We start from the raw sequence: 25,169 nt of genomic DNA, 5'->3' as shown, positions 1-25,169 counted from the left end.
TATATAGCTAAATGGGTATATAGTGAAATGGGTAAATGGGTGAAATTAGGAATCTAGACTTTTAATCAATTTAGACAGCATGTTTTTGATAAATCGTATTTTTGAATCTAAATCTTTTATATCGCTTACAAAATTTAAACGATATGCTATTTCAATCTGTGTTTCCAATTCGCTAGCCGAACCCAGCGCAATATATAAAAACCTACAATATTCTGCTTTACCTTTTCTTCCTGCGCCTTCCGATATATTACTGGGTATAGAAACAGCACTACGCTTCATTTGACTGGTTAAAGCATAAAGTTCTTCTTTCGGAAATTGTTTCGTTATCTTGTAAATATCGACAACTAAATCCATACTTTCCTGCCAAACTTTTAAATCTTTGTGACTGTCCATAGAATGTGTTTTTTTAAGGTAAAATGGTATATATTTAATTGGGTAAATGGGTATATAGTGAGATGGGTAAAAGGTGTAATGGATCCTCTAACTTTATAACAATCTAACTTTATAAACTTATACACTTTATCCTTTTTATAACTTTCTAACTGTAATAACTATTTATACTGCACCTCGTAATACTTCTGATAATCACCCGATGTTACGTTGTTCAACCATTCCTGATTATCCATAAACCAGTCGATTGTTTTTGCCAGTCCTTGTTCAAAGGTTACGCTTGGATACCATCCCAGTTCTTTATTAATCTTGTTGGCATCGATCGCATAACGCAGATCGTGCCCCGGGCGGTCTTTTACAAAGGTAATCAGCTGTGCCGATGTTCCCGGTTCGCGACCTAATTTAGCATCCATCTGTTGGCATAACTCCTTAACCAGATCAATGTTCTGCCATTCGTTAAATCCGCCCACATTGTAACAATCACCGTTTTTACCTTTGTGGAAAACCAAATCGATTGCTTTTGCATGATCTATTACAAACAGCCAGTCACGGGTGTATTTTCCGTCGCCATAAATTGGCAGCGGTTTGTTATTGATGATGTTGTGGATACACAATGGAATTAGTTTTTCAGGGAAATGGTTGGGACCGTAATTGTTTGAACAGTTTGTTAATACTATAGGTAAACCGTAAGTATCATGATAAGCACGTACAAAATGATCTGAAGCAGCTTTGGATGCCGAGTATGGTGAATGCGGGTCGTACTTGGTATCTTCGGTAAAGAAACCTTCGCTGCCTAATGCACCAAAAACTTCATCGGTTGATACGTGGTGGAAACGCTTGCCTTCGTAACCTTGTGCTGAGCCTGTCGAAGTACCATTCCATATTTCACGTGCAGCATTCAACAGGTTGACCGTACCAATAACATTGGTCATTACAAATGCCGAAGGATCGGCAATGGAACGGTCTACATGCGATTCTGCTGCCAGATGGATTACTCCCGTCGGCTGATATTTCTTAAACACTTCCAATACCGCCTGCGCATCACAAATATCTGTTTTTTCGAATTTATAGTTTGGTAAATGCTCTACATCCTTCAGGTTTTCCAGATTTCCGGCGTAGGTTAACGCATCTAAATTTACGATGGTATAATCGGGATATTTGGTTACAAATTCACGTACAACGTGCGATCCGATAAAACCGGCACCTCCGGTAATGATGATGGTTTGCTTCATATTGTATTATGCTTAGCTAATTTTGTTCAAAGATAGAATTTTTTTTGGATGAGGGAAAAGACTTTCTATTGTATAGTGTACAAATGTATATTGTAATGTTGAATCGCTGATTCCGTAAGCGGACAAGTCGTTGGACGCTTGGTGTTTGGTGCGGGATGTATGGTCCTGGGTGTGCCTTCGAGAACCTCAGGCACCGTTCAAAGCTTTTTGTACCTCAGATGCACGGATTTCAAATGATTTATTAAAATGTTTCTACTATGAAGGTTAAAAAATTACACTGATTGCTGAATGCTGTAAATTCAGTTGTTTTAATTGAAATTTTTCAGTTACAAATAATTCAAGTCATATAGAAACTGAGCGAAAACTGTCATTTTGAGCGAAACGAAGTGAAGTCGAAAAATCTTAGGCATTAATCATTATAGATTTCCCCTTACCAAAATTACAACTCGAGTCAATTTTCTTGACTTTCTTCTTATAAAGCTGGCGCACTCCCCCTTTTGAAGGGGGACTAAGGGGGATGCCACCTGACCGTTGGGTGTGCGGTGATCGTTGTAATTTACTGTATATCGTTTTAAAGTATATTGTAGTACTGAATTAATAATTTGTACACCTCCCTAGCCCTCCTCAAGGAGGGAATTTCTTATCACAGATTTAAGGATTTAAATGATTTATTAATTGATGAATGATGATGGATAATGGGTTCACGGTTGCTGAGTCCGCCGAAGTATGGTTAGTGAGCCCGTCGAACTATCGAAGCACGGTTATTGAACTTGCGGTGCCTGAGGTGGTTATTGAGCCTGTCGAAATACTCTCGAAGGCACCCAAAACCCTTTTATAAGATTAAAAAAATCTATTAAAATGTTTTACTTATAAGAAGTTTACATCCCCCTCACCCCCTTCAAAGGGGGAATAATTAACCTACAGATTCAAGATTTAAATAATTTGTTAATAAATTACGATGGATGCTGAGTTCATGGTTGCTGAGTCCGCCGAAGTATCGAAGCACGGTTATTGAGCCTGCTGAAATATTCTCAAAGGCACCCACTAACGTCTATTATATATATCGTACGTTGGATAATAAAAAATAAAGAGGCTGCCCGTTAAGGCAGCCTCTTGTGTGTGATGTATTAAAATTGAAAGCCGTACCTGATTTTAAAACCAAACATGGTAGGCATAATGGTGTTTTCTTTATACTGCGACTGGTTCAGCACACTGTTTAAGGTAAGCGGTTGATCCAGATTCGGTGTATATTCAACGGGTTGTGTTTCTGCAACTGTTGACGGGCGCATATCGTTCAACCCCATTTCAAAGAACAATCCCAGATACAGGCTGTTGCCGGTATTCAGTGTTTGTTTTACCCCTGTTTCCAAAACCCATGAGAAAGTGTTGCGAAGCTTTACCGTACCTTCGGTACGTTTGTTACCCATGCTGCCGAATCCTGCGAATTCCGGACCGGTAAGTTCCGCATCCCATTCCGGATAATAGCCCGAAGTGGTAAGGTTGTTCCATTCCTGACGGTATTTAGAATTTCCCAACTGTAATCCGTATAGAACCCCTGTTCTAAGATACCAGCGCACAACGCCCGATGTTTCAAACTGTACTGTTAAAGGAATACGTACGCTTTGCCATACAACCGATTCTTTAAAATAGCCGGTGCTGTATCGAAACTCGAACGGATCTCCTTCCATATCCACCTCCATCGAAGTTCCCTTTATCTGCGATGCAGCAAAGGTAAGATCTGTTTTAAAGTACGACAGTCCCAAACCGATACTCCAGTTGTCATTAAAATACTGATTGTAACCTATACCGAAAGAATACCCTTCGGAATGTTTCGCCATGGGAAATGAATCATCGCCCGGATGCTGGATCAAATGTCCGGCACCTTCAACCTGCCATTCCTGTGCCTGTGCTGCACTCACAAAAAAGAATGCAGCCAAGCAGCTAAAGAATGTATTTATACTGTTATTTTTCACTGTTTGAATTTATTGTTTAACAACCACTTTAACTGTTTCCTGTCTGCCTTCGATCTGAAGCACCAACATATAGATTCCTTCCGAAAGACCTGCAGGAAGCTGTACCGATGATACTTTCTCATTTAACTTAACAGACTGTAAAAGCTTACCTGATGTTGTGTAAAGCGAAGCCGAAGCACCTTTGAATGCCGCTGACGGATAATCAAAAACTACCTGCAACTGCTCGTTTACACGTACCGGGTTAGGGTAAACGTTGATTTTAAAATTATTTGTTCTCGTAATTTCAGAGGCACAGGTATGGATAACGTCACCGTTTTCGGTTGTAAGAACTGCTCTGTACAGGGCATTTTCATCTAGTATGTCTTGTTTTGAGTTCCCTGCCGAATATACCTGTTCCGTACCGATCAACACATCGTTTCTGTACCATTCGTATTTTACAAAACGATACCCTCCGTTTGTTTGCGGATTATTATTAATTAATAATGTATTGTTAAATTTCTGCACTACGATATCATCAAAGGCAAACGGACGTTCTACAATGATCTGGTATCGTTGAACATTTGTTCCGTCTTCCGAAACAACCTCTACAGTATTTCGGTACACACCTGGTTTAGGAATACCGATAACAAAATCACGTGCAGGTGAAACCGTTGCTCCAAATTCTGCATCGATCTGTACTGGTACTTCGTTAGTTGTATCATTACAGTCTAGCATATAGTAGATTACCGCATCCGGATCTGTATATACAACCCCGTTAACAACAATCTGCTGGATAGAAGCATCTTTGCTTTCAATTATCAGACTACGTTCTACAGAAGCTGCCGGAAGGTAGTTGCTGTCACCTTGCTGATGCGCAGTTATTAATACGGAACCTGAATGTAGTATCTCTACCCATCCTTCAGGTGAAACCGTAGCAGCAGGTGTAGATTGATCGTAGGTGTACGTATATGTTACAGGCAGTCCCGAAGAAGCTGTTGCATCTAATTGGAAGTCCGCAGCTGTTTCTAACAGAACAACTTCCAATTCATCAAACTGAATGTTTTGTGCTGCTTTTTCAATAACCAGTTCCGCAGTAAGCGTTACCGGCTCACAATTAACTGCAGATGCAGGTGGGGTAACAACAGCCGTAACCGTGTAAGTACCTGCATTCACCGCACCGTTATCTTCTTCGGCCTGTGGTGCAATGCTGTATGATACAGCCGCGCCTGCAGGCATGTTAGCTACCATTAAATTGTGAACGGTACTGTCATAAACCGTTGTAAGGTCATTCAATACGATAGCTGCTAAAGGCGATTCTTCAACAATTACAGTCTGCTGTTGAACATACGTGTTACCGTTACCGTCGTTATACGTCCAGTTGATGGTATACGTACCTTGTTCGGTGTACGTCAATGCATCTGTAGTAGTTGCACTGATGATTCCCACACAGTTATCGTTTGCCGTTGGTACCGGGATATCAGCAGCTGTTACCGTACATTCTTTGGTAATGGTTGGTAAAGTAGCAACTGTTGGAACAGGTGCTGTTACATCATCTACAACAATTGTTTGCTGCTGTGTTGCAGTGTTACCGTTACCGTCGTTATACGTCCAATTGATGGTATACGTACCCTGCGCTGTGTAAACCAATGCATCGGTAGTAGTCGCCGTAATGGTACCTGCGCAATTATCAATTGCCGTTGGTACCGGGATATCTACAGCTGTTACAGCACATTCCTTGGTAATGGTTGGTAAAGTAGCAACTGTTGGAACAGGTGATGTTACATCGTCAACAACAATGGTCTGTTGCTGTGTAGTCATGTTACCGTTACCGTCGTTATACGTCCAGTTGATGGTATACGTACCCTGTTCGGTGTACGTCAAAGCATCGGTAGTAGTCGCACTGATGATTCCAACACAGTTATCGTTTGCTGTCGGTACCGGAATATCAGCCGGTGTTACCGCACATTCTCTCGTGATCGTTGGTAAACTTGCTACTGCCGGTATTGGTTTAGTAACATCTTTTACAATAACTGTTTGTAATTGTGTTACAGTGTTACCGTTACCGTCGTTATACGTCCAGTTGATGGTATAAGTACCCTGCTCGGTATACGCCAATGCATCGGTAGTAGTTGCACTGATGATTCCCACACAGTTATCGTTTGCTGTCGGTACCGGAATATCTGCAGCTGTTACCGCACATTCTTTAGTAATGGTTGGTAAAGTCACAACTGTTGGTACAGGTGCTGTTACATCGTCAACAACGATGGTCTGCTGCTGCGTTGTAGTGTTACCGTTACCGTCGTTATACGTCCAGTTGATGGTATAAGTACCCTGCTCGGTGTACGCCAATGCATCGGTAGTAGTCGCACTGATGATTCCCACACAGTTATCGTTTGCTGTTGGTACCGGGATATCAGCCGCTGTTACCGCACATTCTTTAGTAATGGTTGGTAAAGTAGCAACTGTTGGTACAGGAACTGTTACATCATCTACAATAATTGTTTGTTGCTGTATTGTAGTGTTACCGTTACCGTCGTTATACGTCCAGTTGATGGTATACGTACCTTGCGCTGTGTAAGCCAGTGCATCGGTAGTAGTCGCCGTAATAATACCTGCGCAATTATCGTTTGCTGTTGGTACCGGAATATCAGCCGCTGTTACCGCACATTGTTTGGTAATGGTTGGTAAACTTGCTACTGCCGGTATTGGTTTGGTAACATCTTTTACAATAACTGTTTGTAATTGTGTTGATCTATTTCCGTTTCTATCGTTGTATGTCCAAGTAATCGTATAGGTACCTTGATCCGTATATATTAATTCATCAGTGGTGGTTGCTATTACAGTACCTGCACAATTATCGTTTGCCGTTGGTACAGGAATGTCTGCAGCTGTTACCGCACATTGTTTGGTAATGGTTGGTAAACTTGCCTTATTTGGTGTAGGAGCAGTTGTATCGGGTGTTGTGTTTACAAAAACCTGTTTTTCTATCTGACAACCATTAGCATCAGTAACGTTCACAACATACACACCTGCAGTTAAACCGGTTATTACATTAGTAACACCACCATTATTCCACACATAAGTATAAGGTGCAGTACCTCCGGTAACATTTATCGCTGCGGTACCATCATAATGGCCTGGGCAACTAACGTTTGATGCCGATGTAGTAGCTGATAAAGCTGAGGGCTGCGTAATGGTAAAGCTTTGAGTTGCTTGACAACCGTTAGCATCTGTAACTGTTACGGTATAAGTACCAGCGATTAAACCTGTAGCTGCAGCTGCCGTACCGCCACTCGGCGACCATGAATAAGTATAAGTTCCTGTTCCTCCTGCTACTGCAACCGAAGCCGAACCATTCGATCCGCCATTACAAAATACATTGGTTTGAGTATCCGCAGTAGCTGTTAAAGCAGTAGGCTGTGTAATTATAAAACTTTGTGTGGCTTCACATCCGTTTGCATCGGTTACCGTTACGGTATAAGTACCTGCTGCTAAACCTGTAGCTGTAGCTGCCGTACCGCCACTCGGCGACCATGAATAAGTATAAGTTCCTGTTCCTCCTGTTACTGCAACCGAAGCCGAACCATTCGATCCGCTGTTACAAGACACATTGGTTTGAGTATCCGCACTAGCTGCTAAAGCAGTAGGCTGTGTAATTGTAAAATTTTGTGTGGCTTCACATCCGTTTGCATCGGTAACCGTTACGGTATAAGTACCTGCTGCTAAACCTGTAGCTGCAGCTGCTGTACCGCCACTCGGTGCCCATGAATAGGTATAACTTCCTGTTCCTCCAGTTACTGCAACTGCAGCCGAACCATTCGATCCGCCGTTACAAGATACATTGGTTTGAGAAGCCGGAGAAGCTACTAAAGCTGCAGGCTGCGTTATGGTAACGGTTTGTGTGGCTGTTTGGTTATTGCTATCGGTTACGGTAACTGTATAGGTACCTGCTGCAAGACCTGTCACGGTTGCTGTTGTAGCACCGTTACTCCATAGGTAGGTGTATGGAGGGTTAGCGCCTGCTGCGGTAACCGTGGCAGCACCTGAAGTGCCGCCATTGCACGCAAGGTTAGTACTGCTGCTCATGGTAGCCGTTAACGGTGCTAGCGTTGTAAAATTAGCATTATATATGGTTGAATAAGCCGTACCGTTATAACTTACAAAATATAACGTATAGGGTGTAGACGGAGCAAGCCCCGTAAGATTATATGTTACAGATGCATTAGCCGCCATTGCTGCCGTGCCGCTATTTGCAACCACTGTACTGCCATAATTTGTACCGGCCTGAATTTGTGCGGCAGTTGGCGGTGTAGCTCCTTGCGGAACTACAACATAGTATCCTGTAGTTGCTGCTGGAGAAGAAGAGGTAAACACAGCCGAATTAGTGGTAATGTTACTTATTGCACCACTTGCCTGGGCTACTTCATTAATAATTTCTTCAAGGTCTGCTATATCACCTGCGGCATAGTATAATGAAAATTCATCGCTTGCGCCCACAGGCAGGTCGTTAAACCTTACATACATAGCATAAGAATTGTCACTTGTTACTGATACAGCGCTGTTAAGCGGATCGGTATTAATGGCATTTATAAAAGAGCAGCACGAGCTTATACTGGTGTAAGCGCGCGGATGTGTAGTATAAAACAACACGCCCTCAACCCCAGATTCAATTTTAAGGGCTTTAGCCTGAACACTGGTAGATGAGACAGTTGCAAATGCTCCGTTTACAAGGTTGCCCCTTGTTTTAGTAGGTCTATCATTATTGCCCACATAATCATCACGTGTGCCCAGCCATGTTCTTACGTTTGTTGCTGTTGCATTGCCCACATTGGTAACTTTACATTTTACCTGTATAAAACTTGAGTTTTGGCCCAGGGTATAGGTATATTCAACCTGAAGGGTTGCCGCCCCAATGGTAATATTACCCGTAGAAATTATCTTACCATATCCCATATTGGTACCTGTACTCACATACTGCGAATAATCTATTACCTGTCCGGTCAGCAAAGGGTTTTCTACTAAAGTACCGTTAATGTTCCATTCGCTGGTACCGCTTCCGCCGGTAGCAAAGGCATTATCTAGTGGATAGGAAGAAAAGGTTAATTTTCTCCATAAATTTAAAGTTTGATTGTAATAAAATGGCTGCTGCATGTTTCCTGAAGAGTTTATAGAACTCTCAGTGCCGTTACCTATCCGTACTTTATTGTTGTTTAAAACTGTTTGTGCAGTAACAGCCTCTAAGCCAAAAGTCATCAATGCTAAAAAGACTATCAGCCTTCCTGTAATGGATGTAAGTATTTTGTTCTTCATAATTATCGGCTTGGTTGTGCGTCTTTAATAATCCAGTTAACACCCTTTTTTTCCAGTAGTACCGTGGCTTTAAATTCTTTGCCTTCGGTGGTGTTTTGGTCATAGTTGTATACAAACTCAATACGGGCATCATTCCCGCTTACATTAAAAGTCCAAAAAAGAAAATAGGCATCTGGATGCTGGTCTTTTATCTGGTCTTTTGATAAAAAAGACACTTTTTTTCCGTTGTGGCTGGGATGGATGTTACCAAACGATACATTATGCTGCATTATATACAGTGGTACATGTTCAGGGTATAGTTTTTCTAAAGATTTTAAATTGATACACTGCTGTACAATTTTCTCTTGGTCAGTTAGTGACTGCGCTTTGACAATTCCTGTACACCATAATGCCAGGAGCAAAAAATAGATTTTTTTCATCAAGTTAAATTTTGATATTTTTTACATTTTAGGTTAATTCAGAATTTTAAAGACATATACTTTACCTCTACCCAGTTTTGTTTTAATTTAGAAAATCAGGACTTGATCGTTATGTTCATTTACTAACGTTACAGGACAGATAATTTTGCATTGACCTTAAATTTTGAAGCAGTACCCGTAGGTGCTACCAACATTTTTTAGAAGTGTACTTATTTTTTCATAGATTTCGTTTTAGTTAAGATTTTATTTAGCAATTTTATGTTCGCTTAAAGTTGAAAAAATGTAAGATCAACCAGTAACATGTTTATGCTACAAATGTGAAAATTTTGAAAATATTAACAAAGCTTATATAAGGTAGTTTAAGTGTAGTATGTTACTAAATCCACTACCCGCTTGGGTAGCAGAAACACAAAACGTTAATTATCAAATATTTAATAAAATACTTGTAAACCGTGATTTAATTTTAATTCTTTATCAATAAAACATTTTTTTTATTGATAATAATTCAAATAAATAGGTACTTTTGCTTAAAATAGCATTTTATGAAGAAAATTATTACGCTACTACTATTTATTTCTACACTTTCAGCTTTCGGAAATAACAGATCCCTTAAAAAACTGACACACGAAATAGAAGTTTCTACAAATTTGGGAAATCACGAGGCATCTATCAAATTAGTATGTAATTTTTTGGCAAAGCCAAACATAACTTCTGCAGAAAGGTACGAAGCCTATTTGCTAAAATCGGCCATTTACAGAAGACTTTATAAATATGAACACGCGCTGCATTTTCTTGATCTGGCGCTTAAAGAAGGTCTTAAAGGTGATAACGGCGCTGCTGTAGAGCAGATTATAAAAGCCGAAAGATCATTTGTCTATTTCGATAAGCAGGAATTTGATACGTCTGAAAAACTTACAGTCCAGTTGGAGGCAACGGGCTACAAAAATCTTGAGCCAAAATATATTTTGTTCCTTTACACACAGAAAGGTTATTTCCACCTGAAGGCAAAGGAATACAGTGCAGCAGAAGAAATTTTAAATAAGGCATACAATTTAAGTGTGCAATATTTTCCGGCAGAACTGCCTATTATTTTCGGTAAACAAATAGAGCTTTACCATCATACAGGAAACGTACAAAAAAGAGATTCAACATATCAGGCCGCAATTCAGTCTGCAAGAAAAACAGGAAACATTAAATATGAATTCTACCTTGAAGAAATAATGAAGAACGTTTTCAGCAGTACTAAAGACTACAAAAATGCGTTTTTTCACCAGCAAAAGTGCGATTCGCTGTTTTCTCTGTACAATTCCAATATAAACAGCAGTAAAGTGGAACTGTTGGAACAGCAGTTGAAAACCCAGGAATATAACTACAGCTCTCAAAAAAAACATTATATCTTGCTTACCATTGCTGTATTTGCAGTACTTTTATTACTGCTTCTCTTTATCACGTATAAACTTTATAAAAATACCAAGCTTAAAAACAAGTTTATAACGGAGGAAAATACGCGAATACAGAATGAGATAAAATACCACCTGCAACTTACCGAGCAAGCTCAACCTTCTGGTAAAAGCAAGCTGGATGGATTTCACTTTACAGAACGCCAGCTTCAGATCATTGAGTTACTAAAGAAAGGCAAAAGCAATAAGGAAATAGCAGCAGAACTTTTTATTTCTGATAATACGGTAAAGTACCATTTAAAAATTATTTACAACGTTCTTAACATCAAGCAGCGCAACGAACTTTTAATTTTGTATGCTTCCTGATAAAATATGTTTATTCCCGATGGATGTCGGGTGCTAGGTTTGGGATGAAATTTTCAGTTACAAATAATTCAAGTCATATAGAAACTGAGCGAAAACTGTCATTTTGAGCGAAACGAAGTGAAGTCGAAAAATCTTAAGCATTAATCATTATAGATTTCCCCTTACCAAAATTACAACTCGAGTCAATTTTCTTGACATTCTTCTTATAAAGCTGGCGCACTCCCCCTTTTGAAGGGGGACTAAGGGGGATGTCACCTGGACGTTGGATGTGCGGTGATCGTTGTAATTTAATGTATATCGTTTTAAAGTATATTGTAGTACTGAATTAATAATTTGTACACCTCCCTAGCCCTCCTCAAGGAGGGAATCTTTTACCACAGATTCACAGATTTTAAACTAATTTTTTACTATGGATGTCCTGTGGTACAAAATCCTTCAAATGGTGCCTAAGGTTCTCGAAGGCACATCTTGATTCGTTGAATTGTTTATGTATATAATTGATTATAACGTATCCCTAGCCCTGCCCAAGGAGGCATTTTGTTTATTTAATGCTTCGAATTATCCCTTCAAAGTGATATTAACGGCGATGTTACGTAGATCCCGATAGCGATCTGGACAAGCAGAGGCGACGTGATTGTTTAAGTGACCTAAACCACTAAAGACCTAATTGGTTATATTTAGCACTTAAAATTCTGATGTATTCTTGTTTATATTCTTCGCTTAGAAAACTTCTGTTGATGAGATCGATTGCCTTATAAATATGTTTAGAGAAATCTCTATAAATGTTGTTACGCACTATATTATTAATTTCCAAAGATGTTGCAAATTGATCAAAATCTGAACCTTTTATTTTTCTTTTCCTACCTGCCAATGTTAATGCCAATTCTTCTTCATCGCTAGGAAAAATAAGATTTACATTTAAAAGATCATAAGCCGGTGAAAACAAAACACCATTCTGGGTATGTACTAAGGAAAAGTTTTTTAAGTGCATGTCGTTGTTTCCTGTCAGAAAAGAAAATAATACCAAACGATAATACCTAATAGCATCTAAACCAGGATTGGCAGCATACTTTCTGATGATTTTGCCTACACGCTCATACGAGCTTTTATACTTCTGCTCTGTAAGCAATTCTGACAACTGACACAGATCTTCTACATGAACCTTATTTCGCAGGGAACCAGACGAAGTATATCGGTCAAAACGTTTGGTAATATAAGCCAATTCTCTAGTTGAAGTGCGTATCAAGGTATGCTGCGCAGTATCTATTTTAAACAGCTTTGCCAGATGCATGGTGAGATCTTCAACCTGAGGCATCTGCGCAAAATGATCGGACTGTGGTTTTAGGATATAATCGCCCCACAAACCAACCAAGGTTAGACGTTTATTTCCTTTTTCACCATTTAAGCTTAATGATATTTTGGGTTGTACCCCTGTTAAAGCTAACCGCTCGTTTACGGTTATTTGCGCCATTTGATTTAATTTATCCTGGTCTAATTCTAGGAAAGGAACGTTTGTTGTTCCAAAGAATTTCTTTGAACAAGCGGTGTGATACTCGCCATGCTCCACGGGCTTATAACAAAACAAACAATTATTCATTACTTTCCGCCTCCACCGGATATACAGAAACTGCCCCAATGGTGTCTCTACATAAATTGATTAATAGTTCAAAGCGGTCTCGCGTATTGAGTTTCCAATGTTTTTCTCCAATTTCCAACAACCATCCTTCAGGAATCAGTCCGTCAAAAAATGGAAACAGCACGTTGCTATGGTAGCTGTCATTTGAAAGTGGCAGCGTTAAACTCACAGGTTTAGGATTAGATGCTTGTAAATACTCTTTTTTATAGTAAAATGTATAGCCATTATCACCTTCGACCAGTGTACCAGCCAACTGATCTTGAAAATATATGTTTGCCTGCCGTGCCATTACTCTTGAATTTTATCTATTACCCCTACTTCTTTTCCAAACAATACCAGTATATCGTTCACTTTATCTAATCGCAATGTTTTTTTACCCTGCTCTAAATCACGAACAAAGCGCAGACCTACCCCGGCGTTTAAAGCTAAATCTTCCTGTGTAAGTTTCAACTCTTTTCGTTTTTGTTTTACAAATGATCGTAATGAATTCATAGTTATACCTTTTCTGATATAAATATATGAAAAGTAAATATAAAAATACCACTTCGGGTGTAAAATTTATTATATAGCCTAGTATTATACCTAAACGGGTTGAATTATTGAGGTAGATAGGTAGTTTAATCCGGATGGCGGTAGAGGTGTTGGATTCTGCGGGGCGGGACAAGTTGTTTGGTGTACGATGATGGATGATTGGTGTTTGGTGCGGGATGCTGGGTGTATTTTTTCGCTGTATAGTATATTTGCTGTTTACAAAATCCTTCCAACGGTGCTTGAGGCGGTTGCTGAGTTCATCGAAGCACGGTTATTGAGCCTGCTGAAATATTCTCGAAGGCACATCTTGATTCGTTGAATTGTTTATGTATATGATTGATTATAAAACCTCCCTAGCCCTCATCAAGGAGGGAATCTTTTACCACAGATTCACAGATTTTAAAGAACTTATAAATATGATGAAGGATCAATGGTGCTGGGGGGTATTTTTTGATGCATTATTTGATAGTTAAAGTTTTTAATTAGTAGCTAATCATAACACAATGTTATATGTTAAAATAGTTAACATAACCTAAAAAGAGGCATATTTTTTTCTTTTATCAATTATTATTCAGTTATTTACAATTCAATAGATATTTATTACCAATATTAAAGTACTTATCATGAAACGTATTTTATCTTTTATTCTGCCTGTTCTTTTTGTAACCTTTTCAATCCATTCGTGCGCAGAGTATACTGAAGCTGAAACACCCGTTACACAAAACCCAAACCCAAATGATCCTGATCCTAATCCGAATGATCCTGATCCAAACCCTAATGACCCCAATCCAAATCCAACGCCTACCATTGTTGCTAAATGGAAAAAAGTCGGTATTACCGATGTGCAGGGGGTAGATATAGCTTACCACGACCATGAGTGCGCAACAATCTATGATTATCTTCAATTCTCTTCCAACGGTACGGCTAAAGACGTAAGCTACCTTACAGACTGCGTTACAACGGAAGAAGATTCTGGAAGCTATATTCTAAACGGTACTACACTTACAATGGTGGCAAATGATCCAAACGGTAATTTAATGGCAGGCGATATGACTATTTTGGAACTTACGAACACCTCACTAAAATTAAAGGTAGAACCATTAGATTTCGTGCTTCTTTTTGAATCGTATTAACAACTTAATACTTTAATTTAAAACGTGTGGAAGAAATTCGGACGCTTTTTAATATGTAGGATTTTTATACGATATTAGTTGACAACCTAATTAACGAATTGATTTGACTCTATAATCCTATCCGGCTGTCATGCTTCTCTGGTCACTGAGCCTGCGGTTACTGAACTCGTTGAAGTATCGAAATGTTCTCGATGGGTGCCTGAGGCGGTTGCTGAGCCCGTGGTCACTGAGCCCGTGGTCACTGAGCCCGTGGTCACTGAGCCCGCCGAAGTGCCGAAGCATCGAAGCACGGTTATTGAGCTTGACGAAATATTCTCGAGAGGTGCCTGAGGTGGTTATTGAGCCTGCTGAAATATTCTCGAAGGCACCCAACAATCTTCATCAGATTAAAAAATTTACTAAAACATTTTTATTTTAACAACTTGAAAATATATTCGGATGGCTGAATGTTGTACATTCAACTGTTTTAAATTGAAAATTTTCTGTTACAAATAATTCAAGTCATATAGATGCTGAAGAAAGACTGTCATTTTGAGCGAAACGAAGTGAAGTCGAAAAATCTTAAGCTTTAATTTTATACATTTCTCCTGCCTGTACTATGTTTGCCGAAGTATCGAAATAACAATCGAACTCAATTTTCTAGATATTCGTCTTATAAAGCTGGGTCATTCCCTCTTTGAAGACGGACTTACGGAGATGTTAAGTGAAGTGTTGAAGCTTTTAACAGTATTTACATGATCCTTAGAATTCATCTAATCTGTTATAATTCTATTCACAACGCTCTAAAATTGCTCTACTATACGGAAAGCATCTTACTTTTCTTTATCTTTGCTCAAGTACACAGCAGCACCATATAGAATAACCTTGTACGGTTAATGTGATCTTCAAATATATAGAGATTTTATTTTGACTACTTCGATTGGCACAAAATACAACGGTTGAATTTCAGATTGGTACCTATCAATGCCGCATCAGTGCCGCTTCATTAACGCATTAATGCCATACTTAAGGTATTCCAACTTCATATCTAATACGTACATTGCTTACTAACGTTCCGTTAAAGGAATCATGTAAAATAACTAAGTACTGTCAGTAACCTGCTACAAATTTTTTATGTACAACATCATTGAAAGGCAATCAAGCATATGCAATCTGTTTAAGCAACAAAAAAAGCTCCGTTGGGAGCTTCTAACATTTACTTATTTTTTTCTACTATTCTACAGCATCAAAATTAATGTCGTTGTACGCTGCCTTGGTAAGTGTTGCATCGGCATCTTTTTCTTCTTTCAAGGTTTCTTCCAACAAAGAAGCTGCTTTATCTTCACCCAACGTTTTGGCAAATGCAACCAATGTGCCGTACGATGCAATTTCATAATGCTCTATTTTTTGAGATGCTGAAATGATGGCGGCATCACGTACCGGACCCGGTTCGGTTTCTTCCAAAATACCTTCACCCTCTTTAATTAAACCTTCCATGGCATCGCATTTTTTACCTCGATCCGATTCGCCTAAAAGGTCAAATACTTGTTTTAAACGCTCAATCTGTGTTTCGGTTACGGTTACATGCTCTTCAATTGCTTTTTTAAGCTTCATGCTGCTGCTGTTGCTGGCCATTTTTGGCAGTGCTTTTAAAAGGGCGCGTTCTGCATAGATGATATCTTTCAGCTCGTCTATAAACAATTCGCGTAATCCTTCGGCAGCAGAGCTTTTAGGTTTTACCATAGTGGCATCAGTTGCTTTTTCTGTCGTTTGTTCTTTTTCCTTTTTCATAGTTAATTACTTATAGTTAATGTGTTTTACTCCCTATTTGAAATATTTTAATGTAAGTCAAAAATAATCTCTTTAGTTTCTTAAGCGTTTTCGGAAATAAGTTTTTGTAATCAGCATCAAAGTTTAAGCCAACGGCATATGCGATGGCTGGCGGATATGATAAGGATATGGCAATTACTGTAATTACATGTTACGCAACTGTAGCCATAGCTTGATAGCACTATTTTTTTTAAAATAAATTTTATTCAACTCTAAAACAAAAAATCCACCATATGGTTGTACTGATGATTAACACTTTATTAAAGAAATAATGAATATAGTTCACAAAATGTACATTAACACCACACTTTTGTACGATCATACAAAAACGATGTAATACGGTCGGTAACTTTTTATTGAGTGTGAATACGCTGGGTACATATCCGCATCGATACATACTACTATGTTAAAACTGCTATTACATAAAAAATTCCCACATCTTTCCCAAATTCATTAACTATATTTACCTTCATGAAAATTCTTATTGTCGAAGATGAAAGAGAATTGCTCGATGCCATTTCTGTTTCGTTAAAAAAGGAACATTTTGTTATAGAAAACGCTACGGACTTTTATACGGCACACGAAAAAATGCTGCTGTACGATTACGACTGCATATTATTGGATATAATGCTTCCCAACGGTAACGGTTTGCAGCTTTTGAAGCATCTTAAAGAAACGGGAAAATCGGGAAATGTAATTATTATTTCTGCTAAAGATTCGCTAGACGACAAGCTGAAAGGCTTGGAACTTGGGGCAGATGACTACCTTACAAAACCTTTTCACATTGCCGAACTAAATGCAAGGATTAAAGCTGTTATACGCAGAAACAGATCAAACGGAAAGGATACCGTTGAAGTGGGCAATGTTGCTTTAGACCTTAATAACCGCACCTTTTTTGTAGATAAGGAAGCAGTTGCACTTAACAGGAAAGAATTTGATATACTTAACTATTTTTTATTCAACAAAAACAGGCTCGTTACCAAAGGGGCACTGGCAGAACATGTGTGGGGCGACAATATAGACCAAGTAGATAATTTCGACTTTATTTACTACCAGATAAAGAACCTGCGTAAAAAGCTGAACCAGGCCAATGCCGAAATTGAAATTGAAGCTGTTTACGGAATTGGGTATAAGCTGATCGAAAAATGAAATTACTGAATAAATCGCTGCTACACTTGTCGTTATGGATGTTTATGATTATAGGCGTGTGGTCTGTTTTCTTTTACTTTAACATGCTGAACGAAATAAAGGAAAGTGTTGATGAAGGCTTGGAGAATTACAAACGTCAGATTATATACAGCGTTGAAAAAGATCCCTCGCTTTTAAAGAAAACCAATTTCGACGAGGGCTTTTTCGCTATTCGCGAACTGTCTGAAGAAAAATCTTTAAGGGGTAAGGATACTTATATTGATACACTGATGTACATGCAGGATGCCGATGATCAGGAATTGGAACTTGAACCGGTACGGTTGCTGGCAACGGCCTTTAAAAGTAATGATAGGTTCTACGAATTAAAAATTATCAATTCAATGGTTGAAGAAGACGACCTGGTGAAGGAACTGTTCCGTGAAGCGCTGGTGCTTTATCTGGTGCTGATTGCAGCTATAATTTTTATAAACAGCTTCATACTTAAAAGATTGTGGAAGCCTTTTTACCTTTTACTGAACCAGTTGAAGGATTATCGGGTTGGAAGCAGCGATAAGTTACCGCAGGCGCCAACGAATACAAAGGAATTTAACGATTTGCAGCAGGCTGTTACCATTTTACTGCAGCGAACCATTGAAACCTACCGGCAGCAGAAAGAGTTTATTGGAAATGCTTCGCATGAATTGCAAACGCCCCTTGCTATTGCTACGAACAAATTAGAACTGTTTGTAGAAAAAGCAGGACTTAATGCAGAGCAGGCAGGAAACATTTCCGAAGTATTAGACATCATCGGGCGTATGGTGCGGCTGAACAAATCGCTATTGTTGCTTACCAAAATTGAAAACAGGCAGTTTTTTAACAACCGTCCGGTTTCGCTTAACAAGGTAGTTCATCAATCCATAGGCGATCTGGAGGAGCTGGCAGCGTTTAGGAATATCGAAATATCGGTACAGGAAACAGCAGAAATGTTGGTTACGGCCGATAATGCATTGGCACAGATCGTTGTATCTAATTTGTTGCGAAATGCTGTTTTTCACAACATCAACTACGGAAGTGTAGCTGTTTTTATAACCGAAAAATCCATTCAAGTTGTCAATACGGGTATTGCACAGGCACTTGACCACCAAAAGCTTTTTTCGCGTTTCTACAAATCAGAAGGTCATTCGCAGGGCTCCGGATTGGGATTGGCAATAGTAAAAGCCGTATGCGATCTGTATGGTTTTTCCCTGCAATACCATTACGATGAAAAAAAACATATATTTGAAGTGAAATCAAGCTGATTTTCCCAAATGTTTCCAAATTCGCGTTGGTATTTTGCTGTATGAACGTGATTAAAAAATATTTTCTGTCGGCTGCCTTAATCTTAGTTGCAGCCAAATGTTTTTCTCAGGACATGCTGCCTGAAAAAGTTTCGCACGCCGAACCGCTCTACTATGATCTGGTGCGTGACCTGGGTGCCCGAAAAGGGGAAAAAGAGTTTAATGCAGGGTACGACTTCTCAAAACACACAAGCTACAACGAGCATGCCTTTCTGTTGGAATATGAATTTGCACCCGTTGATCGCTTGGGATTTGAAGTGGAAGCTGATTTTTCATTTTTCAACAATAAAACCGCCGCCGAAACTCCTGGAAACAAGATTGAAGCACTACGTTTTTCCTCGCAATACTCTTTTTTCGTATCACCAGGCTTAAAAACAACACTGGCTGTGGGTTATACCCAGATTATCAATTTTAAGCCATTTAGATCGGTTGAAAAACAGCCGTTGGTTACAGGAACGGTTTACAGTCCGTTCTTTGTGGCAGCAAAGCGCTGGGGTGCATATGTAAATTCGCTTGTTTATGCTTATCCGTTATTTAGGCACGATTTCGCCGCTAAAATGCTCAGCGTGGAATGGCAGGTAAATACTTCACTGCTTATTACTATACCGGGAACAAAGCATTTTGCAGGTGTTGAAATAAACAAAGAATTTCAGCAAGGAAGGTTTAGAATGACGCTTCGTCCGCAGCTAAAGTTGAAATTAGACGAACATACAGCCGTTGGACTGGTAGCAGGCATACCCACCCGAAAAGCAGGTGAAGGTTTCAGTAGCTTCGCAAGATTTATTTACGAACCATAGATAAATTCCCAAATGTTTCCAGATTGCGTTTTTAAGTTTACTATATATTTTAAAAATTTTATAAAAATGAAAAGATTCTATCTAACAGCATTGTTTGTATCGGTATTTATTGGAAAGAAAGCCGCTGCACAAGATTTAAATTATAATGAGGTTCCGTCTGTAATTATAAACAGTTTTAACAAAACTTTTCCCAAGGCATTTGATGCAGAATGGGAACTGGACGGGGGATATTACAAAGCAGAATTTGAGATAGGTGTATTTGGAACAGATCACGACATTTGGTACGACAAAAAAGGCAGACTGATAAAACATACAGAGGAAATTTCAAAAAACGAACTGCCTAAAAACATACTTAAAATGATTAACAGTGGCTTTATAGGGTTCCGCATTGATGATGTAAAACGTATTACAGAGTACGGCAAAACTACCTACACAATGGAACTTAAAAGCTTTACGGAAGAATGGAAAGCAGCTTTTGACCATAACGGAAATCTTCTGAGTAAGGTAGCCGACTAATGCCTGGCTGCGATGGTGCTGGAGGATGGGTATTTTTTTAACTGTAATATTGTATTGATGTATAGTGTTGTGTTGATCCCGATAGTGATCGGAACAAGATTTTAAACACCTACCCAGCCCTCTCCAAGTATGGAATTGGTTGGATCTTGTGGGGAGCGGGACGGGACAAGTTGTTTGGTGTACGATGATGAATGATGAATGTTTTTGTATAATGTATTGCTGCGTACTTAATAAACTAACTAGTGATTTTAAACACCTCCCTAGCCCTCCTCAAGGAGGGAATCTTTTACCACAGATTCACGGATTTTAAATTAATTTTTTACTATGGATGTCCTGTGGTACAAAATCCTTCCAACGGTGCCTGAGGCGGTTGCTGAGTTCACGGTTGCTGAGCTTACCGATGTATCGAAATACTCTCGAAGGGTGCCTGAGGCTCTCGAAGGCACATCTTGATTCGTTAAATTGTTTATGTGTATAATTGATTATAACACCTCCCTAGCCCTCCTCAAGGAGGGAATTTATTTATGATCTTGCGGATTCTCTTTTTTAAAGGGGATATTTATTGAATTGTTGACGCGTTTAACCGTTTAACCATGCTGATAAATATAAATCTGTGTAAATCATGTAATCTGTGGTTAATAATAATAGTTGGGACAAACTATTTGAGTCTGGATGTTCTATATTCTATATTCTATTTTCTATATTCTACTTTCTATTTTTTCAATATTCTTTTCTCTTTTTTCTTTTCTCTTTTCTCTTTTCTCTTTTTTTCTCTTAATAAGTATTTTAGCAATAGTAATAAAACATAAAAATAATTTTAAATTTACTTATGAGTTTGTGAATTTTATACATTTTTATAATATATTTACGCACACTTATGCAGAATAAAAATTTTCACTTGTAAAAGTCTTAATTTAATTATGCACCCTATGAAACTATATTTTTTTAAAACACACACTAATCATTCCAACTATATGGAAAAAACTGTGAACGATCTGGAACAACAGGTCGCACAGCAGTTATGCAATAACACAAAAGCATCTTCAACCTTTGTAAAAATCGTATATACTTTCACAAGCGAGCACGGACGTAACGGAAGTAAATTTGCCGCAAAACTTGCTGAGGCAAACGATGATGTGATCTACTTTTTAAATGAACATAAGAAATACCAGATTACCGGAATCATTAACAAAATTATTCCTAACGAACAAAGCATTACAAAAATACTTACTTATAAAATTGAAATGGCTAATAAATACAAATGTGTTTTAAGCAAATGGAACATTACTTCCGATGAAAATATTCACAGGTTGGGTTTGGAATGATGTTAGGTGTTACATGTTTGATGTTGTATGCTAGATTCCGATTAATAACTTAACGAGTTGTATGAAACAAATACCAAATGGTTTTAACCGCAATATTGTTATGTTTATCTAGTTAAAGTAGAAACCGTTAAGGATTCTCAATCATTAAAATTACTAATAATTTTAATTGTAATGACACATAGGTGGGGAATTTCTCCGCCTTTCTTTATGTACAAAATTTGTTAGTTTTGTGTTTTTTTTGAATTAAATTTGTTAAAAACTACAAATAAATAAAAAAATATCAAAAAAATATCAGAAAATTTACTTAAGTTTGGTTTTTAAACTAACAAAACAATATTTCATGGAAAAAACTACCAAATTATCAAGTCTCAAGGTTAGGTGGCTAACCACTCGATCGCTCATTTTATTATTCGTCTGTTTTTGTTTGTCCTATATAGAAATGCAGGGACAGACTTTCTCTTACACAGGATCAGTACAGACTGTAACCCTGTCTCCAGGTAATTATGAAATAGAAGCTTGGGGAGCTAACGGAGGTGATGCTAAAGCTGGTATAGGGGGCAAAGGTGGTTATAGCAAAGGAACTATAAGCGTTACCACACCTACTACTTATTACATATATGTTGGAGGAAAAGGAGCCGTTGCAAGTGCACCTACAACTGGCGGATGGAATGGCGGAGGTGGGTTCTTAGGAACATTTAGTAGTGGATCTGATGGTGGAACAGGCGGCGGGGGAACCGATGTTAGAACTACTCAAAATACAACATATACAGACAGAATTATTGTTGCCGGTGGCGGTGGCGGCGCTGTTGGCTACACAACCTATTCTGGTAATGGAGGTCATGGTGGCGGTACAAATGGAGAAACCGGAGGCAGTAGCCGAGGTGTTACGTATGCAGGTGGGGGCGGAAGCCAAACAGCTGGGGGAACTGCCGCAACGGGAGGAATAGCTGGTTATTCCTTACCTGGTGTATTAGGAATTGGTGGAGACTATTCTTCTACAGGAACTTTAGGTGGTACTGCCGGTGGTGGTGGATATTACGGCGGAGGCAGCGGACATTGGGGTGGCGCAGGTGGTGGAGGCTCTTCTTACACCGGCGGAGTATCTAGTGGCACAACAATTATGTTTGGTCAACCAGGTTTTATGCCTAACCCTGACGTTACAGGCAATGGTACAGTTGTAATAACAAATTTAGCGCCTTGTACAGGAACGCCAACTTCCGGTACGGCAACAGTAACTGCAAGAACTTGTATAAACGATCCATTTACTTTGTCTGTTTCTGGTTCTACAAGGGCAGGTAACATTACCTATCAATGGCAAAGTTCACCTTCTGCAACGGGACCTTGGACCAATATAAGTGGAGCTATCAATCCATTTCATACAGTAACCAATCAAACAGCTACTACCCATTACAGAATGATTGTAACCTGTACAAACGGTGGAGCTACTGCAACAACAAACGTAGTAAGTGTATCACAAACACCAATTGCTAATTTATCGGAAAACTTTGACACAACAGCAACCGGAAGCACATCAGTTGCTACTTTTCCTTCATGCTGGAGCTATATAGATGAAATTACCACAACAGGTTACGGTTATGTTGAAGCTGCTACAGCACAATCTGCGCCCAATTCATTCAGATTGTATAGAACTAATTCTACAGCAAATTCTTCACAGAATCTGGTATTAATATCACCACAGACTGATAATTTGGGTAACGGAAACAAACAGCTGCGCTTTTATGCAATGGCTACTAATACAAATGCAACTAATATATTACAAATAGTAAGATCAAACGGAACAACGTCTTCTGCTACATTTACAGTTATACAGAGTATTGTTGTTAATCATACAGGCTATCAAGAATATATAGTTCCTTTACCGGTAACAACCGATGATTATTTTGGATTTCGTCTCGCTCATAATGGATCAACAGCAACAGTAGACATTAATATAGATGATGTTTATTACGAAGATTTAGATACATGTCTTTATCCTACTGCTGTTACTACAGCTAATATTACTCAAACCACAGCCGATATCTCATGGACAGCATCGACATCTTCTAGCGTTACTGCATATCAATATGAAGTACGTAGTTCAGGAGCCCCAGGTTCAGGTGCAACCGGATTAGGAGCTACGGGTACTACTGCAAATGCAACCACAACATCAGTAACGGCCTCAGGCTTGGTTCCTTCATTAAATTATACCGTTTATGTTCGTGCTATATGTGGTACATCAACCGGAAAATGGACACCTGTCCCAATATCGTTTTATACGTTATGCGGTATTGTTACAAATAGTTTTTATGAAAATTTTGACACAACAGCTACCGGTAGTACAACCAATGCGTCTATTCCTTATTGCTGGAGTTATATTGATGAAATTACTACAACAGGTTATGGTTATGTAGAAGGAGCCGACGCACAATCTGCACCTAATTCATTTAGATTGTACAGAACCAACTCAACAACAAATGCTACACAAAATCTGGTATTGATATCACCTGAAACAGCTAATCTTGGAAATGGAACAAAACAGCTACGTTTTTCAGCTATGGCACTTAATACAAATACAAGTAATATACTGCAAATAGTTAGATCCAACGGAACTACATCTTCTGCTACATTTACCGTTATTCAGAATGTTGTGGTTAATCATACCGGATATCAAGAATATATAGTTCCTTTACCGGCAACAACCGATGATTATTTCGGCTTTAGATTAGCTCATAATGGAACAACAACAGCAATTGATATCAATATTGATGATGTATATTATGAAAATTTATCACCTTGTATATTTCCAGGTAATTTAAATGTTTCAAATATCACACCTACAACAGCTACAATTTCATGGGATACTTCTTTGGCAACGGGTGTAACGGGGTATGAATACGAAATACGCACAACTGGAGCAGCTGGCTCAGGATCAACCGGTTTAGAAAAAACAGGAACAACAAATGCCACAACTACTACTGTAAATATAACCGGATTACAATCTTTTACCGGTTATACATTGTATGTGCGCAGTATTTGTGGAACAGCAAACGGTATGTGGACTAAAACACCATTTTCTTTTCAAACTCCGTGTGATATTTTTGGTACTTTTACTCAAAACTTTGACACTACAAGTGCAGGTAGCGCAAGTAAAACAGGTTCCAATTATCCGGACTGTTGGAGCTATTTAGACAATACCACAACGGGTTACGGTTATGTGGTAGCTTCTAATCCGCAATCGTCTCCTAATGTTTATAGATTGTATAGAGCTAACACAGCATCAGGAGCTGCTTCTGAAGAAATAGTTTTAATTTCACCACAGACCAATAATTTAGGTAATGGTGCTAAACAGCTGCGTTTTTCAGTTCGATCTTATGCTACAACAACTTACGTTAGTCAGTTGGAGATTCTTTCGATGCCAAGTGCAAACTCTACTGCCAGTGCTACTATACTGCATACCATTAATAATAATAATGATAGGGTATGGACCGAATATGTTGTTCCGCTTCCGGTGACTACTGATGATTATTTTGCATTCAGACTTGCTTACCCTGGTGTAACTACTGCATCTTCTGTTACTATTGATGATGTACACTACGAAGATGTACCTGCACCAACGGTAGTAGCTACCCATACAGATATTTTATGTGGTGGAACTGCAACAGGTACTGCTACTGCTACTGTTACAGGCGGCGCATTACCACTAACCTATTCATGGTCGCCATCTGGCGGAACGGCAGCTACAGCTACAGGGTTAGCAGCCGGAACTTATACCGTAACTGTAACAGATGCATTAAATCGTACTGCAACCGCAAATGTTACGATTGATGAACCGGATGCTCTTGTATCTAATATGGCATCAACAAGCATTACTTGTAACGGAGCAAATAA

Annotated in this window: 17 protein-coding genes; 8 read left to right on the top strand and 9 right to left on the bottom strand. The window is 38.8% G+C overall.

All coding sequences use genetic code 11. The annotated features are described in order from the left end of the window. Positions 1-45: 45 nt before the first annotated feature. From BM253_RS11840 to BM253_RS11820, 5 genes are all read right to left on the bottom strand, one after another. The gene (locus BM253_RS11840; RefSeq protein ID WP_091524426.1) at positions 46-393 is read right to left on the bottom strand and encodes a four helix bundle protein; all 348 of its coding nucleotides are present in this window, start codon (positions 391-393) and stop codon (positions 46-48) included. Between the two features lie 158 nt (positions 394-551). Further along, on the bottom strand, positions 552-1,622 hold the full coding sequence (gene rfbB, locus BM253_RS11835; RefSeq protein WP_091524423.1) for a dTDP-glucose 4,6-dehydratase: 1,071 nt from the start codon (positions 1,620-1,622) through the stop codon (positions 552-554). A gap of 1,127 nt (positions 1,623-2,749) precedes the next feature. Beyond that, positions 2,750-3,595, bottom strand: a complete 846-nt coding sequence (locus BM253_RS11830) for an outer membrane beta-barrel protein (RefSeq protein WP_177205777.1) — start codon at positions 3,593-3,595, stop codon at positions 2,750-2,752. Between the two features lie 9 nt (positions 3,596-3,604). Further along, on the bottom strand, positions 3,605-8,884 hold the full coding sequence (locus BM253_RS11825) for a T9SS type A sorting domain-containing protein (protein ID WP_091524416.1): 5,280 nt from the start codon (positions 8,882-8,884) through the stop codon (positions 3,605-3,607). Positions 8,885-8,886: 2 nt separating this feature from the next. Then, positions 8,887-9,303, bottom strand: coding sequence for a hypothetical protein (locus tag BM253_RS11820; RefSeq protein ID WP_091524412.1), 417 nt, complete (start codon positions 9,301-9,303; stop codon positions 8,887-8,889). A gap of 542 nt (positions 9,304-9,845) precedes the next feature. On the opposite strand from BM253_RS11820, the gene BM253_RS11815 reads away from it, so the two are divergent. Further along, positions 9,846-11,069, top strand: a complete 1,224-nt coding sequence (locus BM253_RS11815) for a response regulator transcription factor (protein ID WP_091524408.1) — start codon at positions 9,846-9,848, stop codon at positions 11,067-11,069. Positions 11,070-11,724: 655 nt separating this feature from the next. Here BM253_RS11815 and BM253_RS11810 read toward each other — a convergent pair. Genes BM253_RS11810 through BM253_RS11800 form a run of 3 tightly spaced genes read right to left on the bottom strand, consistent with a single transcriptional unit; the run spans position 11,725 to position 13,197 of the window. Further along, entirely contained in the window at positions 11,725-12,666 is a 942-nt protein-coding gene (locus BM253_RS11810) for a HipA domain-containing protein (protein WP_091524405.1), read from the bottom strand. Beyond that, positions 12,659-12,994 (bottom strand): HipA N-terminal domain-containing protein, encoded by a 336-nt coding sequence (locus BM253_RS11805; RefSeq protein WP_091524403.1) that lies wholly within the window; start codon positions 12,992-12,994, stop codon positions 12,659-12,661. The genes BM253_RS11810 and BM253_RS11805 overlap by 8 nt, the downstream gene beginning before the upstream one ends. Then, on the bottom strand, positions 12,994-13,197 hold the full coding sequence (locus BM253_RS11800; RefSeq protein WP_091524400.1) for a type II toxin-antitoxin system Y4mF family antitoxin: 204 nt from the start codon (positions 13,195-13,197) through the stop codon (positions 12,994-12,996). The genes BM253_RS11805 and BM253_RS11800 overlap by 1 nt, the downstream gene beginning before the upstream one ends. A gap of 662 nt (positions 13,198-13,859) precedes the next feature. Between BM253_RS11800 and BM253_RS11795 the strand changes: the two genes are divergently transcribed. Further along, positions 13,860-14,369 (top strand): lipocalin-like domain-containing protein, encoded by a 510-nt coding sequence (locus tag BM253_RS11795; protein ID WP_091524396.1) that lies wholly within the window; start codon positions 13,860-13,862, stop codon positions 14,367-14,369. A gap of 1,212 nt (positions 14,370-15,581) precedes the next feature. Here the strand turns inward: BM253_RS11795 and BM253_RS11790 are convergent. Beyond that, positions 15,582-16,139 carry a YciE/YciF ferroxidase family protein gene (locus tag BM253_RS11790; protein ID WP_091524392.1) on the bottom strand — a complete coding sequence of 186 codons (558 nt, stop codon included), beginning with the start codon at positions 16,137-16,139 and terminating at the stop codon, positions 15,582-15,584. Positions 16,140-16,649: 510 nt separating this feature from the next. Between BM253_RS11790 and BM253_RS11785 the strand changes: the two genes are divergently transcribed. From BM253_RS11785 to BM253_RS11760, 6 genes are all read left to right on the top strand, one after another. After that, entirely contained in the window at positions 16,650-17,327 is a 678-nt protein-coding gene (locus BM253_RS11785) for a response regulator transcription factor (RefSeq protein ID WP_091524389.1), read from the top strand. Continuing rightward, positions 17,324-18,604 carry a sensor histidine kinase gene (locus BM253_RS11780; protein WP_091524385.1) on the top strand — a complete coding sequence of 427 codons (1,281 nt, stop codon included), beginning with the start codon at positions 17,324-17,326 and terminating at the stop codon, positions 18,602-18,604. Before BM253_RS11785 ends, BM253_RS11780 begins: the two co-directional genes overlap by 4 nt. A 41-nt stretch (positions 18,605-18,645) precedes the next feature. After that, positions 18,646-19,440 (top strand): HAEPLYID family protein, encoded by a 795-nt coding sequence (locus BM253_RS11775; RefSeq protein ID WP_091524382.1) that lies wholly within the window; start codon positions 18,646-18,648, stop codon positions 19,438-19,440. Positions 19,441-19,506: 66 nt separating this feature from the next. Next, entirely contained in the window at positions 19,507-19,956 is a 450-nt protein-coding gene (locus BM253_RS11770) for a PepSY-like domain-containing protein (RefSeq protein WP_091524527.1), read from the top strand. Positions 19,957-20,885: 929 nt separating this feature from the next. After that, complete coding sequence (locus BM253_RS11765; RefSeq protein WP_143095641.1) at positions 20,886-21,281, top strand: hypothetical protein; 396 nt, start codon at positions 20,886-20,888, stop codon at positions 21,279-21,281. 439 nt (positions 21,282-21,720) lie between these two features. Then, on the top strand, positions 21,721-25,169 hold a 3,449-nt coding region (locus tag BM253_RS11760), incomplete at its 3' end, for a glycine-rich protein (RefSeq protein WP_177205776.1).

The sequence above is a fragment of the Paenimyroides ummariense genome, from assembly GCF_900115115.1.
GTDB lineage: Bacteria > Bacteroidota > Bacteroidia > Flavobacteriales > Flavobacteriaceae > Flavobacterium > Flavobacterium ummariense.
The sequence above is the reverse complement of the archived record's forward strand: the minus strand, read 5'-3'. Positions and strand labels throughout refer to the sequence as shown.